The 15,937-nt window shown below is 67.1% G+C and carries 12 protein-coding genes; 10 read left to right on the top strand and 2 right to left on the bottom strand.

The features are described 5' to 3' along the window. Positions 1 to 4: 4 nt before the first annotated feature. The 6 genes from THIMADRAFT_RS21425 to THIMADRAFT_RS21400 all read left to right on the top strand — a co-directional run bounded on the left by THIMADRAFT_RS21425 (position 5) and on the right by THIMADRAFT_RS21400 (position 8,097). Complete coding sequence (locus THIMADRAFT_RS21425; protein ID WP_007195215.1) at positions 5 to 1,006, top strand: DUF58 domain-containing protein; 1,002 nt, start codon at positions 5 to 7, stop codon at positions 1,004 to 1,006. Further along, complete coding sequence (locus tag THIMADRAFT_RS21420) at positions 1,003 to 1,572, top strand: DUF4381 domain-containing protein (RefSeq protein ID WP_007195214.1); 570 nt, start codon at positions 1,003 to 1,005, stop codon at positions 1,570 to 1,572. The genes THIMADRAFT_RS21425 and THIMADRAFT_RS21420 overlap by 4 nt, the downstream gene beginning before the upstream one ends. Positions 1,573 to 1,887: 315 nt before the next feature. Then, entirely contained in the window at positions 1,888 to 2,904 is a 1,017-nt protein-coding gene (locus THIMADRAFT_RS21415) for a VWA domain-containing protein (RefSeq protein ID WP_007195213.1), read from the top strand. Next, positions 2,894 to 4,927: a VWA domain-containing protein gene (locus THIMADRAFT_RS21410; RefSeq protein ID WP_007195212.1), complete on the top strand. Its 2,034-nt coding sequence runs from the start codon at positions 2,894 to 2,896 to the stop codon at positions 4,925 to 4,927. The genes THIMADRAFT_RS21415 and THIMADRAFT_RS21410 overlap by 11 nt, the downstream gene beginning before the upstream one ends. A 69-nt stretch (positions 4,928 to 4,996) precedes the next feature. After that, the gene (locus tag THIMADRAFT_RS21405) at positions 4,997 to 6,937 is read left to right on the top strand and encodes a BatD family protein (RefSeq protein WP_158308406.1); all 1,941 of its coding nucleotides are present in this window, start codon (positions 4,997 to 4,999) and stop codon (positions 6,935 to 6,937) included. Between the two features lie 200 nt (positions 6,938 to 7,137). Continuing rightward, positions 7,138 to 8,097, top strand: a complete 960-nt coding sequence (locus THIMADRAFT_RS21400) for a DUF368 domain-containing protein (RefSeq protein WP_007195210.1) — start codon at positions 7,138 to 7,140, stop codon at positions 8,095 to 8,097. A 169-nt stretch (positions 8,098 to 8,266) separates the two neighbouring features. Here the strand turns inward: THIMADRAFT_RS21400 and THIMADRAFT_RS21395 are convergent, their stop codons facing one another. Further along, complete coding sequence (locus tag THIMADRAFT_RS21395) at positions 8,267 to 9,187, bottom strand: LysR substrate-binding domain-containing protein (protein WP_007195209.1); 921 nt, start codon at positions 9,185 to 9,187, stop codon at positions 8,267 to 8,269. A gap of 248 nt (positions 9,188 to 9,435) precedes the next feature. On the opposite strand from THIMADRAFT_RS21395, the gene THIMADRAFT_RS21390 reads away from it, so the two are divergent. From THIMADRAFT_RS21390 to THIMADRAFT_RS21375, 4 genes are all read left to right on the top strand, one after another. Continuing rightward, complete coding sequence (locus THIMADRAFT_RS21390) at positions 9,436 to 9,930, top strand: hypothetical protein (RefSeq protein ID WP_007195208.1); 495 nt, start codon at positions 9,436 to 9,438, stop codon at positions 9,928 to 9,930. Positions 9,931 to 10,013: 83 nt separating this feature from the next. Continuing rightward, on the top strand, positions 10,014 to 10,457 hold the full coding sequence (locus THIMADRAFT_RS21385) for a hypothetical protein (RefSeq protein WP_233490323.1): 444 nt from the start codon (positions 10,014 to 10,016) through the stop codon (positions 10,455 to 10,457). 14 nt (positions 10,458 to 10,471) lie between these two features. Further along, positions 10,472 to 11,287 (top strand): hypothetical protein, encoded by an 816-nt coding sequence (locus THIMADRAFT_RS21380; RefSeq protein ID WP_007195206.1) that lies wholly within the window; start codon positions 10,472 to 10,474, stop codon positions 11,285 to 11,287. A 429-nt stretch (positions 11,288 to 11,716) separates the two neighbouring features. Beyond that, a complete protein-coding gene (locus THIMADRAFT_RS21375) occupies positions 11,717 to 14,686 on the top strand; it encodes a peptidase associated/transthyretin-like domain-containing protein (RefSeq protein ID WP_007195205.1) in 2,970 nt (989 codons plus the stop codon). Positions 14,687 to 15,294: 608 nt separating this feature from the next. On the opposite strand, the gene yhbY is transcribed toward THIMADRAFT_RS21375, so the two are convergent. Further along, complete coding sequence (yhbY, locus tag THIMADRAFT_RS21370) at positions 15,295 to 15,597, bottom strand: ribosome assembly RNA-binding protein YhbY (RefSeq protein ID WP_007195204.1); 303 nt, start codon at positions 15,595 to 15,597, stop codon at positions 15,295 to 15,297. Between the last annotated feature and the right edge of the window lie 340 nt (positions 15,598 to 15,937).

Below are 15,937 nucleotides of genomic sequence, written 5' to 3'. Positions count from 1 at the left end.
CGTCATGCGATCGAACCCCCCGACGGCGAAGGCCGCGAAGACACCGCATGCTCGAGCCGAGGGCGTCCTTCCCGAGCTGACCGAGCTGATCGCCCTGCGCGAGCAGGCGCGGCGTCTCGACCTCGCGCCGCGCGGCCGAGTCCTGGCGACGCGCACCGGCGGCCACGTCGCGCGCTTTCGCGGGCGCGGCATGGAGTTCGACGAATCGCGCGTCTATCAGCCCGGCGACGACCCGCGCAACATGGACTGGCGTGTCACCGCCCGGGCCGGTCGCCCGCACGTCAAACTCTTCCGAGAGGAGCGCGAGCGTCCGGTCTGGCTGCTGGTGGATCAGGGGCCTTCGATGCGCTTCGGCACCCGTATCGCCTTCAAATCCGTGGTGGCCGCGCAGGCGGCCGCGCTGCTCGGTTGGGCCGCAGTGGATCGCGGCGATCGGGTCGGCGGTCTGGTGTTCGACGAGACACGGCATCTGGAGCGCCGCCCGGCCTCGCGTGCCGCAGGACTCCTGCCGCTCCTCGACCGTCTGGCGAGTCCGGCGCCTGCGTTCCGCGCAGACGCCGAGTCCTCCGGCCCGGCCGGCGGCTACGCCTCGCTCGCGGACGCCGCCGGACACCTCGTCAGGCTGGTCCGCCCCGGCAGCTTGGTGGCCGTGATCAGTGATTTCGCCGACATCCTGCGCACGCAAACACGCTGGATGACCGAGCTCGCCGCCGCTTGCGAGGTCATCCTCTTGCCGGTCCACGACAGCATCGAGTCCCGGGCGCCGCCCTCCGGACGCTATCCGGTCACCGACGGGCGCCGGCGTGGTTTACTCGATCTGACCCGGTCCGGGAGTCGCGAGGCGTACGAAGACCTGTTTCGCAGCCGAATGGAGAGCCTCGAACGGCTGGCGCGGCGCAACCGCGCGCACCTGCTGCGTTTGAGCGCCGACGTTCCGGTTGGTCCCGCACTGGCGCTCGGTCTCGGCGGGCGAGGGCGCTTGCCGGCCGCGGGGGGCTTCGCGTGAACGGCGATCCTCTGGCGCAGCTGCGCGACTGGCATCTGCCGGATCCCATCCAATGGTGGCCGCCGGCGCCGGGTTGGTGGATCTCCGCCGCCGTACTCTTGGCGGTTCTTTTTTGGGTGGCCGGTGCGCGCTGGCGCCGCCATCGGCGTCGCGGTGCCGCCGCCCGCTCGGCCCTGCGCGAGCTTGCAGCGCTGCGGGCGGCCGTCCGGACCGACGGCGACACCCGCGCCTTCGTTGCCGCACTCTCGCGCCTGCTGCGACGATTCGCGCTCGCACGCTTCCCGCGCGAGAAGGTCGCAGGACTCACCGGGGATGCTTGGCTCGCCTTCCTGGACGCGACAGGCGGCGGGGACGGCTTTCGTCACGGGCCGGGGCGGGCACTTGCCGACCTGGTCTACGGCGCGAACCGCGCCGGCGATCCACCGCCGAATCCGGATGCCCTGGCCGAGCTGGCCGAAGCCTGGATCCGCGCCAACCGTCGCCACGCCCGCCCCGCGATTCGCATGGTTGGTGGAACGCTTGCCGACCGAGATCGCCTCGTCAACAACACCGGCGCAGGCCCGTAGGGTGGACGAGCGAGAGCGAAGTCCACCGAGTCCTGCGCCGACGCTGGTGGACTGCGCTGCGCTTGTCCACCCTACGGCGCTTGTCCACCCTACGGCGTTTGTCCACCCTACGGTGCTCGTCCACCCTACGGCTCCGATTTGCGACGTGGCCGGGATCCTGAACGAAGCCCGGCGCGATCACCCCCACCAAGCCGACCGACGGTCATGATCGAAGATGATTAAACCTTCTGAAACGCGCCGCCCCAAGGCCGAGATGTTGCCTCGACTTCAAGGACATGCGATGACCTTCCAAAGATCCGCCGAGCGCGTTTCAGCATGATCACGATGGCTTGGCCCTTGGTCCTGCTCGCCCTTCCCCTCCCGCTTCTGGCGACCTGGCTCCCGCGTGCACCCGACGAGCAGGGCGCGGCCTTGCGCTTTCATTTGGATCCGGACCTCGCGTCGCAGGTCGGGCAGGGCACCCGAGGGACCGGCTCGCTGAGCCCGCGCCTCATCCTCGCCTTGGTCGCCTGGGTCCTGCTGGTGCTCGCCGCGGCGCGTCCCGAATGGGTCGGGGAGCCCGTCAGGCTGCCGGTCTCGGGCCGCGACCTCATGATCGCGCTCGACATCTCGGGGAGCATGGAGGTGGCCGACTACGAGCTGAACAACCGCATGGTCTCGCGCATCGCACTCGTAAAGGCCGTCGCGGATCGTTTCATCGGGCGGCGCGAGCAGGATCGTCTCGGACTCATCCTCTTCGGCTCCAGGGCCTATCTGATGACGCCGCTCACCTTCGATCGCACCACGGTCGGGACCATGCTGAGCGAGGCGGTCGTCGGGCTGGCCGGTCGCGAGACCGCCGTCGGCGATGCCCTTGCACTGGCGGTCAAGCATCTGCGCGATCAGCCCGAGGACAATCGCGTCGTCATCCTCATGACCGACGGCGCCAACAACGCCGGACATATCGAGCCGCTCGCCGCCGCGGAGCTGGCGGTTCAGGCCGGCGTGCGCGTCTACACCATCGGGATCGGCGGCGGACACGGCGGCGGGATGGCGCAGTCGCGCTCGCCCTTCGGCGGCATTCCGGCGCGCGCGGGCAGCGATTTCGACCCGGAGACACTCCGGCGCATCGCCGAGATGACCGGCGGGCGTTTCTTCTCGGCCTATGCCCGCGAGCAGCTCGAAGAGATCTACGCCGAGCTCGACCGTCTCGAGCCGAGCGAGCGCGACGAGCGCTCGCTCACGCCGAGGCGTTCGCTCTACATGTGGCCGGCGGCCGGTGCATTGTTCCTGAGCTTCGGCTTGGCCGCCGCACCGCTTCTGTCCGGGGGGGCACGCCGTCGTGTGGCCTGAGTTGCAGCTTCTGCGTCCGATGTGGCTGCTGGCCCTGATCCCGGCACTGATCCTGCTCGTGCTGCTGTGGCGACGGCCTGCCGGGGCGCTGGTGTGGAGCCGTCTGGTCGATGCCCATCTGCTGCCGCATCTCCTGGTGGGTGCCGATCGCGCCCCGCGGCGTCTGCCGCTGTGGCTCTTGGGTCTCGGTTGGCTCCTGGCGACGCTGGCGCTGGCCGGACCGGCCTGGGAGCGTGTCGCGCAGCCCGTCTACGGGAGCAGTGCGGCGCGGGTCATCCTGCTCGACCTCTCCCCGAGCATGAATGCGGCCGACCTGCGCCCGTCGCGTCTGGCGCGTGCTCGGTTCGAGGTCATGGATCTGCTGACGGCATCGGAGGAAGGCCAAGTCGCCCTGCTCGCCTTCGGTCCGGAGCCCTTCGTGGTCTCGCCGCTGACGCGGGATGCCGCGACCATCTCGTCCCAGGTGCCGCAACTGACGACCGACCTCGTCCCGGTGCCCGGGGCGCGCGATACCGCACGGGCCTTGAGTGCGGCCGGCGAGATGCTCGGGCGTGCCTCCGCCGGTCGGGGCGACATCGTCCTCGTAACCGACGGGGTCGGCGACATGGCCGCGGCTCGGCTTGCCGTGCAGGCGTTGGTGGCCGGCGGACATCGGGTCTCGGTGCTCGCGGTCGGCACGCCGGACGGTGCCCCCGTGCCCCTGGCCTCGGACGCCGCGCGCGGTTTCGAGCCCGACCGCGACGGCGGTGTCCGCATCGCGCGTCTGCCCGAGTCCGAGCTGCGCGAGCTTGCCCGGCTCGGCAACGGCCGCTACGTGGAAACCCATGCCGGCGACACGGACACCCGCGCACTCATGGGGCTCGGGTCGATGGAGGCGGAGATGACGGAAGAGCCGTCGCTCCTGTCCGATCAATGGCGCGAGGAGGGTCCTTGGCTCCTGCTCGCACTCTTGCCGTTCGCCGCCTTGGCCTTCCGGCGCGGTTGGCTGCTGTCGATCCTCGCCTGTGTCATGATCCTGCCGCCGACCCCGGGTTGGGCCTTCGAGTGGTCCGACCTTTGGTGGACGGACGATCAACAGGCCGCCCGGCAATTCGACGCCGGCGCGAACGCCGAGGCGGCCGAGCGGTTTCGGGACCCGGCGTGGCGTGCCGCCGCCAGCTATCGGGCCGGCGATTACGAGCGCGCACTCGGGGCCTTGTCCGACGTGCCGGATCCCGATGCGGACTACAACCGCGGCAATGCGCTGGCACGTCTCGGACGGCTCGACGAGGCCATCGCCGCCTACGAGCGTGTGCTGGATCGCGACCCCGACCATGCCGATGCCCGTCACAATCTCGAGGTCGTCAAGGTGCTGCGGGACCGGCCGCCCGAGTCCTCCGAGAGCGGGGAATCGGGCGAGGGCGAGGGCGATGGCAATGAGGGTGACGCCGCAGGCGACTCGCAAGGCACCTCCGGAGAAGAGCCCTCCGGCGGCGGAGAGCCGTCCGACGCGCCGGGCAGCGGCGACGCGCAATCGGAGCCGGCCGAGAGTGCCGAGGACGCGGGCGAGCAGGCCGGAGAGGGCGAGGACGGTGCCGAGCCGGGGTCCGAATCCTCATCCGAGAGCGCATCCGATTCGGCCGAGCACGGCGGCACGCAGGCAGCAACCGAGCCAAGTGCCGACGCCTCGTCCGATCAGACATCGGCGACCCGATCCGAGGCCGGACCGCCGCCGAGCGGAAAATCCGGGCCGACCGGCGACCCCGGCGACATCGGTCCGGACGACATCGCCGAGACCGAGGACGTCGTGCTGCCGGAGGATGCGTCCGCCGGATCGGCAGAACACTCGGCCGGGGCATCGGATCCGAACACCAAAGAGCGCGCGCCCTCGGACAGCACCCTGTCGCAAGCGCCGAGCCCGGAGGCCCTGGAGCGCGAGCAGGCGATGGAGGCGCAGTTGCGCCGAGTCCCGGACGACCCGGGCGGCTTGCTGCGACAGCGGTTTCTGCTGCAGCATCTGCGTCGCGAAGGGCGTTTGCCCTGAGACGCGTCATGCGCGACAACGACACCTCGGCATGCACGCATGCTTCGACCTTGATCCCGGATGGATGACTTGAACCGACTCGACCCGACCTCTTCTCGACGCCCGGACCACAGGACGGGGAAGCGGCCTCGGCACCTGCCCTTTGCCGTTCTGCTCCCGATGCTGTGCGCCGTCGCGCTGTTGGCGGCCCTGACCGTCGTTACCCAGGCGCTGGCGCAGGGAACACCCTCCGACGGGGTTCGCGCCGAGATCGATCGCGACCGCATCGCCGCGAACGAGACCCTGATCCTGCAGCTGTTCGGCGACGGTCGGTTATCCGGAGAGCCCGCGCTCCAGGTGCTGGAGCCGGATTTCGACATCCTGAGCCGCAGCCAGAGCGAGCGCATGAGCGTCGTGAACGGGGCCGTGTCGCACACGCGTGAATGGCGCATCGAGCTTGCCCCCAAGCGAACGGGTCGGTTGGAGATCCCCGCGCTCGCGTGGGGCGATGCGCGCAGCGAGCCGCTCACGGTGGATGTCGTGGAGGATGCCGCGGCCGATGACCCCACCGCCGGCCCGAAGCCGATCTTCCTGCGGACCGAAACCGACGAGGCGACACCTTACGTGCAGCAGGCGTTTCACTATCGGGTTCAGGTGCTCTATCGCGAGCGCGAGGCGCCGCAACGTGCGGTCCTCTCCGATCCGCAGGTGGAGGGTGCGACGATCGAGCGCGACGGCGAGGATCGCGCCTCCGTCGAGGTCATCGACGGCCAACGTTATCAAGTCATCGAACGACGCTTCCTGGTGATCCCGCTGCAGAGCGGACCTCTCGTCATTCGCGGTCCGCGACTCGAGGCGGTCATGCCGGCCCCGCGGCCGGCCGGACGCAGTGCGGCCGACGAGTTCGATGCGCTGTTCGGCGCCGGACCCTTTTCCGGGCTGTCGCGGATGACGACCGGCGGACGACGGGTCGTGGAGCGCTCCTCCGATCTGGAGATCCAGGTCCGTGCGCAGCCGCCCGGCTCGAGCTCGCCCTGGTTGCCGGCCGAGTCGGTCGAGATCTCGGATGAGTGGATCCCATCGTCGCCGCGATTCCAGGTCGGCGAGCCGGTGACGCGTGTCCTAACCGTCACCGCGCGCGGAGCCACCGCGGCCCAGTTGCCGCCGCTCGTGCTCGATCCGCCGGACGGCGCGCAGATCTATCCCGGCCAGACGCGTGCGGAGGATCTGCCCGGCGTCGGTGCGCCGGTCGGAGTCAGGAGCCTCGAAGTGGCCTTCGTTCCCACCCGCGCCGGGCCGGTGACCCTTCCCGAGGTGCGTGTGCCCTGGTGGGATACCCGCGAGGATCGCGAGCGGGTGGCGATCGTGCCCGCGCGCACCCTGGAGGTGGCCGCCGCACCCGCCGGCGCCTCGGGCGGCGCGTCGAGCCGGACGTTTGAGACCACGGGCGAACCGGCGTCGGAGGACGCGGCCGCAGTACCGGATCGCAACGAGGAGGACACCGAGGCTCGGCCCGCCGGCGCATGGCCGACCCCGGCCGAGGACTGGCTCCGGCGGGCGATCGCCGGTCCGATCGGCCTCGGGGTTTCCGCTCTCGGCCTCGTGGGTCTCGGTTGGCTCGCGGCACTGGTCTGGCTCAAACGCGGATCGCGCCGTCGCGCGACCCCCGATCGGGTCGAGCCCCGTGCCTCGGTGCAGGCGCTGCGCGAGGCGCGCCGTCGCGTCGAGCAGGCCTGCCTGAACAACGACGCGCGCACCGCGCGCGCGGCCCTGCTTGCCTGGGGGCGGGTCCGCTGGGCAGGGGAGGCGCCGGCGGGGCTCGGCGGTTTGGCTCTGAAGCTGGAGGATGGGGCCGCCGCCGAAACACTGGCGCAACTCGACCGGGTCCTCTATGCAGGCGCGGGGGCGGGCGCAGCCTGGGACGGTGTCGACGCCTGGCAGGTCCTCGCGCCCTGTCTGTCCGGCGACGCGCACGAAGGCACGTCCGATCGCTCGACGGCCCTGCCGGAGTTGTATCCGGGCCGGATCTAAACCGCGTCCGGAGCGAGATGCTCGCTCTGCGTGAGCTCGAGGTTTGGTGCATCCGTGGCCCTTAGCGGGGACGCGGTTTAGACTTGTAAATTTCTCAATACCTTAAACCGCGCCGGCTTCGACAGTTGTCGGAGCTGGCGCGGCCAAGCCAATTCAACACACTACGCATACCGTGCTGGGCGCGGTTTAAGGATAAAACGATGTCGCGTTTGAGCTTGATCCTGAAGGGTGGTGCCATGGGTGTCGCGGAGGTGATCCCGGGGGTATCCGGCGGCACCATCGCCTTCATCAGCGGCATCTACGAGCGTCTGCTCAACGCCGTGAAGGCGTTCGGTCCGGGGCTGATCGGCGTGCATCGCCGTGAAGGCATCGCCGGCGTCTGGCGGGCGCTCGACGGGGGCTTCCTGACGCTCCTGCTCGCCGGTATGGCGACGGGCATCCTGGTCGGCGTCTTCGGCGTCTCCTGGATGCTCGAGCATTATCCGCCGCTGATCTGGGCCTTCTTCTTCGGGCTGATCCTCGCCTCGATCCTCTTCATGGTCCGGCGCATCCCGCAATGGCGCGCCGGCGAGGTGGGGCTCTTCGTCCTCGGTGCGATCCTGGCCTACGGGATCACCACCCTCACGCCCGCGAGCGGCAACGAGGCGCTCTGGTTCGTCTTTCTCTGCGGCGCCATCGCCATCTCGGCACTGATGCTGCCGGGCGTTTCCGGGAGCTTCATGCTCCTGGTGCTGGGGATGTATCAATTCATCATCCAAGACACCCTCAAGGGGTTGCTGGTCGACTTCTCCCTGGAGAAGCTCCTTGTCCTGAGTGTCTTTGCCCTGGGCTGTCTGGCCGGGATGATGACCATGTCGCGCCTGCTCTCCTGGACCTTCAAGCGCTACAGAAGCCTCACGCTCGCCATCCTGACCGGCTTTCTCGTCGGCTCGCTGAACAAGGTCTATCCCTGGCGCAATGCGGAGGACTGGCTGAGAGACGGCACGGGCCAGGTCGTGATGGCCGCCGACGGACTCACCCCCGAGAAGATCCTCTCCGAGGTCAACGTCCTGCCCTCCGGCTACGAGGGCGACCCCCTCGTCCTCGGCGCGATCTTGACCTGCGTGCTGGGCTTCCTCATCGTCTACGCGTTCGACCGTTTCGGACCGCGGACGGACTGAGACGGTCTCGGCGCGGCTCGGTGACGATTCCGAAACAAGGTGAACACCTTGAGAAACCGTAGGATGGGTAGAGCACAGCGAAACCCATCCTCCAAACCGCCGGGTTGCCGCGTTTCGGTCCGATGCGATTGGAACGAGCTGGATGGGTTTCGCCGACGCTCTACCCACCCTACGAGTCGATGGCCTCGCCGATGGTCGTCGGGGTGATTTGGGGTGCGAGGATGCTTAGGAAGTTGAAGACATCGCGCGGGGGCGAGGTCCGGCGCGGCAGCACCAGGTCGGTGGTCAGGGGCCGGAACAGGTGGGTCACGTCCAGCCCGAGGAGCTCGGGGTAGTCGTCGGCGGAAAAGGCGGATTCCGCCACGATGGCGATACCGATCTTGCTGTTCACGAACTGCAGGATCATGTGACTGCTGGCGAAGGAGATGTTGACGGGGGAGTGAAGTCCCGCGCCGGCAAACGCCTCGTCGATGACAAAGCGCGATTGCGCGGCGTTGTCGTAGGAGCCCACCGAATAGTGCGCGAGATCCTCCAGCCCGACCGTCGGCAACCCCGCCAGCGGATGCTCCCGCGGCACCACCAAGAGCAGCCGCCACTCCTCGATCGGAAAATAGAGCAGGTCCGGATCCTGATCCGGTGCCTCCGCCAGCAGTCCCAGATCGGCCTGGCCGATGCGCAGCATGGCTGTCGCCTGGAGCGTGTTTTCCTCCGAGACGTCCACCTCGATCCCGGGCATCATCTCGCGAAAGTCGACCATCGCATGATGCAGCAGGTTGTGCGCCGCGTGCCGATTGGCGACCACCTTCAGACAATCGTGCCGATCGGTCGCGAGCGACCGACCGATCTCGTGGATCCGACGCACGTCGATCAGCATGCGCGCGGCGATCTCGGCGATCTCCATCCCGGCACGGGTCAGGCCGACCAAGCGCTTTCCTTCGTGGAGGAAGAGCTCAACACCCAGCTCGTCGGCCAGCTCGATGAGCTGGCGGCTCACGCCGGGCTGGGAAGTGTAGAGCCTCTTGGCGGCGGCCGAGATGTTGAAATCCTGCTCGATGACCTCGTGAAAATACTCTAATTGCCTCAATTTCAATGCTTTACGCGCCTGTTGTGCAGGGCGTCCAGCCCAGTGCCTTACGCAATACCTTTCGGGTATATAAGCATAGTCTAAAGGTATTTCACCTGCGAACGGGCGCGCTCCATACTCCTGCCGTGGGAAGCGAGCAAGGGATCCACCGCCCAGCCGCCGCACCTAGGGCTTCGGCCCGAGCCGGCGCGATGCGGGCCAGGGTCACTCTCCCGGATGAGTAGCCATGAAGACGCACAACAAGGGTGAATAGTATGAACGCAAACAGAACGATGAAACTTTCTACGTTGGCGGCGGCAGTTGGGCTGGTTGTGAGCGGCGGCGTACTTGCCGCGGACTCGGCAGAACAAACCGTGACCTATCAGGTCACGGCCATCAACGAGATTTCCGTCACCGGCAACCCTGGTGCCCTCGTCATTGATAGCGCGACCGCCGGTAGCCAACCCGACGCCGAGACGGATGCAACCTCGAGCTACGCAATCACGACTAACGGCACCGGCAAAAAGATCACCGCCGCCCTCGATACGGCGATGCCCGCTGGGCTCACCCTTTCACTGACCGCAGCGTCAGCAAGTGGAACCACTGGCGGCAAGCTGACGTTGAGCGATTCTGCAGCCGACGTGGTTACCGGCCTCACTCAGGTTGCCGAGGCCGCGCAAAGCCTGACGTACGAGCTCGCCGCGACGGTGAGCGCCGGCGTCGTCGCGTCCGCCACCAAGACGGTCACGCTGACCATCGTCGACGGTTGATAGCCGACGCCCTTAGGACCGGGGCCGGGCCAAATGCCCGGCCGGTCGACACCCGCAACTCATGATCCCCGATGCTCTTTCGCATGATAGCACTCGCCGCTTTGGCCCTCAGCGCCCAGGCGGCCGACATCAGCCTGACCGGCGGCGACTGGTCGGAGACCATTGACGCCGGTGACCTGATCGCCGGCGCCGGCAGCGACATCCGCTCGCCGATCGAGAGCGGGTCCTACCAGGCGACTTTGGACATCAGCAACACTGGCGGTGCGCTCTGGACTGTGGGAGTGCAGCGCTCCGGCTCAAGCCTGCCGTCCGGCGTGACGCTCGCCGTGCGCCGCACGAGCGACGGCAGTGGCGGGGGCAGCATCACTGGCGGTCAAAGTTATCTGACCGTCGGAAGCCTGGAGCAGGCCATTTTCTACGGCAGCGGCGACCGTAGCGGAATCCGGCTGCAATTGCGGCTCGACGGCGTGTCGGTCGGGAACGGCCCAGGCGCATACGACACCACTCTGATCTACCGAATTTACTGAGCAGGTATCGGACGATGTTCATCGGGAAGAAACAGCTCTCCTTCGCGGGCGCACTGATGGCGCTTCTCTTCACCTCTGCCATCCATGCCGGGGTCAAGTTGGAGAGCGAACTGACCCAGGAGAAGCTGGCCCAGCCCGGCGAGCACTATCGCGGCACCCTGGTGCTGCGCAACACGGGAGCGACGATGGCGGAGGCCAAGGTCTATCAGACCGACTACAGCTTCGCCTCGGATGGCAGCAATGCGTACGGTGCGCCGGGCCGCCTGCCGCGCTCCAACGCTAAATGGATCAGCCTGAGCCGCGAGCTTGTGCAGATCCCGCCGAGCGGGACTGAGCGGCTGGACTTCGAGGTCAAGGTGCCGGCAGACAAAGGGCTCTCGGGGACCTATTGGAGCATGGTCATGATCGAGCCGATCACCGAGGCGTCGGCCGAGGCCGCGGAACCCCTGCCGGAGCGGACGACACGCCTGACACAGGTCGTACGCTACGGCGTCCAGATCGTCACGCATCTCGGTAAGACCGGCGAGGCCGGATTGGTCTTCACGAATCCGCAGATCGTCAAGGAGAACGGCCAACGCTTGTTCACCATCGATGTCGAGAACACCGGGCAGCGCTGGTTGAGCCCCGGCCTGTCGCTGGAGCTCTACAACCAATCGGGGGCCCCCGTCGGGAAGTTCGAGGGCCCGGCCAAGCGCTTGTACCCGGCGACGTCCGCCCGTTTCCAGATGGATCTCGGCGAGGTCCCCGACGGCAAGTACCTCGGCCTCGTCGTCGCCGACGGCACGGGCGACAACCTCTTCGGCGCCAACGTCGAATTGGAGATCGAATAGCCCCCTCGACCCGGCCCAAGGGCATGAGTCACCCATTCCCGGCGGTCGGGGTTGAGAAGAGGCAGGCCAAGGACGCCACGGAGCGGCGCGGCCTGACCCCTTCCCGGCTCCGCTCCGATGGGGGGAAGGGACGGACAGGGCGGGCGTCGGTGTCGATGGCGGAGCCATGCGGCACCGCCGACTCGCGAACGAACAACAGAAGAATAACCCGCGGCCGATTGACCCAACGCGACGGTCGCACAGCTCGGTCAAGGGTGACGCACGCCACTGGGTCCTTTCGCCACCGATCCGGCCAATGCCTGGACCGCAGCGCCGCTCGCCATCATGGCGGATTCGGTGCCCCGGTTCGCACAAGGTCGACATTGCCGGTGAGCGCCTGAACAGGCAGCGGCCGGAACGACCGTCACCCGCGACCCGGAGGTTTTCCGGATGTCCCGGCCCGACGGCCGCAATCGCTCAGAGACCGTATCCCGACGCGCCACGCTGCGCGACGGGCGCGGTGTCCGGCGGTGGCGTCGGCTGCACCCGGGACCTGGGCCGCTCTCCTGGATCCTGCTCGGCCTGCTTCTGATCGGTTCGCCGCTTCTCGCCCAGGCGCGCGGTGTGGATGTGCGGCCGATGGATTCGCGGGTGTTCACGGTCGACCCGCGCGAGGTCGTCACGGCCGTCTTTCAGATCGTCAACCAGACCGGTCAGCCCAACGACTTCGAAGGCCGGCTGCTGATGCCCGAGGGTTGGCGCGCCATCACGCCTGAATTCCCCTTCAGCCTTCCTGCTGGCGGCTCGGCCATGCGGTTGGTCAGCTTCTTCGTGCCCGAGCGGGTCGCGGCGGGCGAGTATCGTGTGAGCTATCAGGTCGGTCTCCGCGGCCGACCCGGCGCACTCGGCGGCTCGACCCTGGCGGTGCGGGTGCGACCCGTGTTCAAACTCCAGGTCGACATCCTGGACATGCCGGCCATCGCGATCGCGAACGAGCCCTACGAGGCGACCTTCCAGATCGGCAACTACAGCAATACCGAGCTGACCGTCGGCTTCGGCGCCCAAAGCAGCCGTGAATCCAAGGTGGAGCCCGCGGCCGGCAGCATGACCCTGGCGGCCGGCGAGGTGCGCCCGGTGGAGCTGACCATCAAGCCGCCGGCCATCACGGAGCCGACCCGCGACGAGATCAGCCTGACCGCGACCGCATCCACGCCCGGGCTGGAGACGCCCCTCAGCGACACCGCCAAGAAGAGCGTCGAGACCCTGCCGCGCATGACCGGCAAGGAGATGCCCTATCACAGCATGAAGACCTACTTCACCCGGCGGGTCGGCGGCAGTTGGAGCGGCAAGAACGACGGCGACGACGGCGCGGGCGTGCAGCTCGAATGGTCCGGCAGCGGGGCGCTGGACAACACGGACGAGCGTTTCCTGAGCTTCCTGCTGCGCTGGCCCGGCCTGAACGACGAGACCGTCTTCGGTCAGGACACTTGGTTCTATCTGGATTACCGCGGGCGCGACTTCGACGTGACCCTCGGCGATGCGAGCTACAGCCTCTCGCCGCTGACCGAGATGGGGGTGAGCGGGCGCGGGGCGCGCTTTGCCTGGCGCGGCGAACGCTGGGAGGTCTCCGCCTATCACGTCGGCTCCTTCGATTTCGGAGACGACGAGGAGGATTTCGACGGCCATCAAACCGGCTTGGGTGCGACCTTTGCGCTGACACCGACCTGGTTGGTCGCCCTCAATTACCTGGACCAAACCGACAACCTGAACGGCCACAACCGGATCCTCGGGCTGCGACAGAAGGCGGTGTTGGGTCCCGAACTCGCCTTGGACGTGGAGGTCGCCGGCAGCACCGGGGATGCCGGGAGCGGCGCCGCCTTCTGGGGGGATCTGGTCAAGTTGGGTGCGCCTTGGCGCTATCGACTGACCCTGCTCTATGCCTCGCCGGACTATGCCGGTTACTACCAGAACCAGGACCGCGCCTATCTGGACGTGAACTATGCGCCGGAGGACCGGCCCTGGAGTCTGCGCGCCTTCTATCACTACAACCGGTACCACGACGACGAGCCGCCAGACGACGAGGACAATGACGACTTCGTGGTCGATCTGGATGCGGACGATTGGGGTTGGTACAGCCCCGACAGCGAGGAGCACGAGGCCGGCATCGGCGTGAATTGGCGCACACCGAGCGACAGCCGCTATCTGGCCGAGCTGCGTTATCGCCAACGCAACGATCTAAATCCGGCACCGACCTTCGACGAGACCGAGAACATCCTGCGCCTGGGTTACGCCAAGAGCTTCAAAGAGCTGAATCTGAGCCTCAACACGAGCGTAGACGTGGGACAGAAGCTCGATCGCGTGACCGGCGAGCGCTCCATGACCGACGCCTATCGCGGCAGCCTCTTCTGGCGTCCGACCAAGCGCTTGAACCTGGGCGCCTATCTCTTCCTGGAGAATCAGGCCGCCGCGAGCTTCGACGAAGAGCCGAGCATGACCGCCGGGGTCAGCGCCAACCTCATCCTCAACGAGCGTTCCAACCTCAGCCTGGATGTGCAGGGGCAGAACTACAACGGCCAGAACAGCGTCATCGCCAACGCCCAGTACAGCTATCTGCGCGAGAACGGCGACATGATCCGGGTGCAGGCGCGCCACGGCTCACGCTATGCGGAGACCTACGACAACGGCATGGATATGGACAACAGTCTGATGATCTCCTACACGGTGCCGATCGAGGTCCCGACCCTGCGGCGCAAGGACGTCGCCACGCTGCGGGGCCGTGCGTTCGATCAGGAGACCGGCAAGGGTCTGGCGAACGTCGTGCTCAAGATGGACCGGCTGGTCGCCATCACTGACGCAAACGGCTATTTCATGTTCCCCTCGGTCAAGCTCGGGGTCTACCAGCTCACCCTGGCCGGTGGGCGCCTGCCGGTGGGCATGATCCCGCTGGTCGAGATGCCGCAGGAGGTCAACCTCTTCTTTGATGCCGGCGTGCCGGTAAACCTCCCCTTCATCCGGGGTGCGACCATCGACGGCAAGGTCCAGCTCTACGAGCCGGACCCCAGCCTGCTGCCCTCGCAGACCTTCGTGCAGGTCGGGCGCGGCGTCAAGGCCCCGCCCCCGCCGACGTCGGAAGAGCTTAAACCGAGCCGCGGCCTCGGCGGCATCCTGGTCGAGGTGCGCAGCGGCGATCAGGTCTACCGGCGCCTCACCAACGGCAACGGCGAGTTCCGCTTCGCTGGGCTGCAACCCGGCACCTGGACCGTCACCATCGATCCCGAGAAGCTGCCCGAGAATGCGACGATCGAGGAGACCGGCTATACCCTCGAGGTCGAGCCGAGCGCCGATCAGGAGGTCGAGTTCAGAGTCGAGCTGAAGATCCGGACCATGCGGATGCTCGGGACGTTGAAGGTGAAGGGATAGGGCGACTTCCGGGAATCAGTAACGTGTCGGAAATAAGGTGATTTCCGCAAATCAGTCTCCCGACTGCGCATGCTTGCACAACCTGAAGGAGCCTGAGGTGCGTCTGAATGCGCATCGACATGTCGATCGTTCCTTGCACATCCGATCGGCCGGAAGCAACGTCGCGAAGCGACGTGCCCCCGGGATAGACGACTTGCAGTCGTCCTCTTCCACGGGCCTCGCTTGCACGACCGTTGCGTCGGGCACCGCCTGAAAGGAGAGGACGATCGCGAACGGATCAGCACAGCGGAAACCGGTGCCGAAGCGCGTTCAACGCGGTTTTCGAGTGGGTCGCCTTGACCGCAACCTCGCGGGCCGTCGGGCCGGCTGAAGAGGACGACTGCAAGTCGTCTATCCCGGTGGGTGTCGCCGCTTCGCGACGACCGTCGGCGTCACTGCCGGCCGATCGTCTGCGCAGTTCGGATGTTGATTCCCGGAAATCGCCTCAGCCACGTAGCGGACCGAGATTCGGTAGTCATCGCGTTGCTCATGGCCGAATTGCATCGGCTTTCCGGTTGCGATTTCGACAACGACAACGGCAACGACAACGATCCAGCCCGGCGAGGGTCTCAGAGGTTCGGAAGCAGGATCGGATCGCGCTTTTCGGGATTGGCGCGATAGAAGGACGCCACATGGCCGATCCGTCCGACCAGGACGGCGTCGGTGCGCTCGGCGATCAGCGCGATCGCGGCGTCGCGCTCCTCGCGATCGCCGGCATTGACCTTGACCTTCAGCAGCTCGTGGTGGCTCAACGCCAGCTCGATCTCGGCGAGCACGGCCTCCGTGAGCCCGTGCTGCCCGAGCGTGACGACGGGTTTGAGGTGGTGTGATTGCTTCTTCAGCCAGCGTTTTTGTTTTTCGGTAATCGACATGATGGTCCTGATAACGGAATGAATGCCCTAAACCGCGCCCAGCGCGGTATGCGTCGTTTGTCGGCTTGGCTTGGCCGCGCCGACTCCGATCATGGTCGGAGTCGCGCGGTTTAAAGTATTAAAAAATATATCATTCTAAACCGCGTCTCACCGGGATCGAGGACATCTCTGAAGCCAGACGCAAAATGCAAACGACGCATGTCGCTACGGAGGCGGTTTAGGTTCAACAGCCGCGGCGAGCCTCCCGGCTCGTCGGCGGAATCCTACACCGTGCGCATGGCTTAGGCGATTTCACGTCTGAAGCGGATTGCTGCGACCCGACTGCCGGCATAAGCTGGCC

Origin of the sequence: Thiocapsa marina 5811, assembly GCF_000223985.1 — a bacterium.
GTDB classification, from domain to species: domain Bacteria; phylum Pseudomonadota; class Gammaproteobacteria; order Chromatiales; family Chromatiaceae; genus Thiocapsa; species Thiocapsa marina.
Note: the sequence above shows the minus strand (reverse complement) of the source record. Positions and strands in the feature narration are given on the sequence as shown.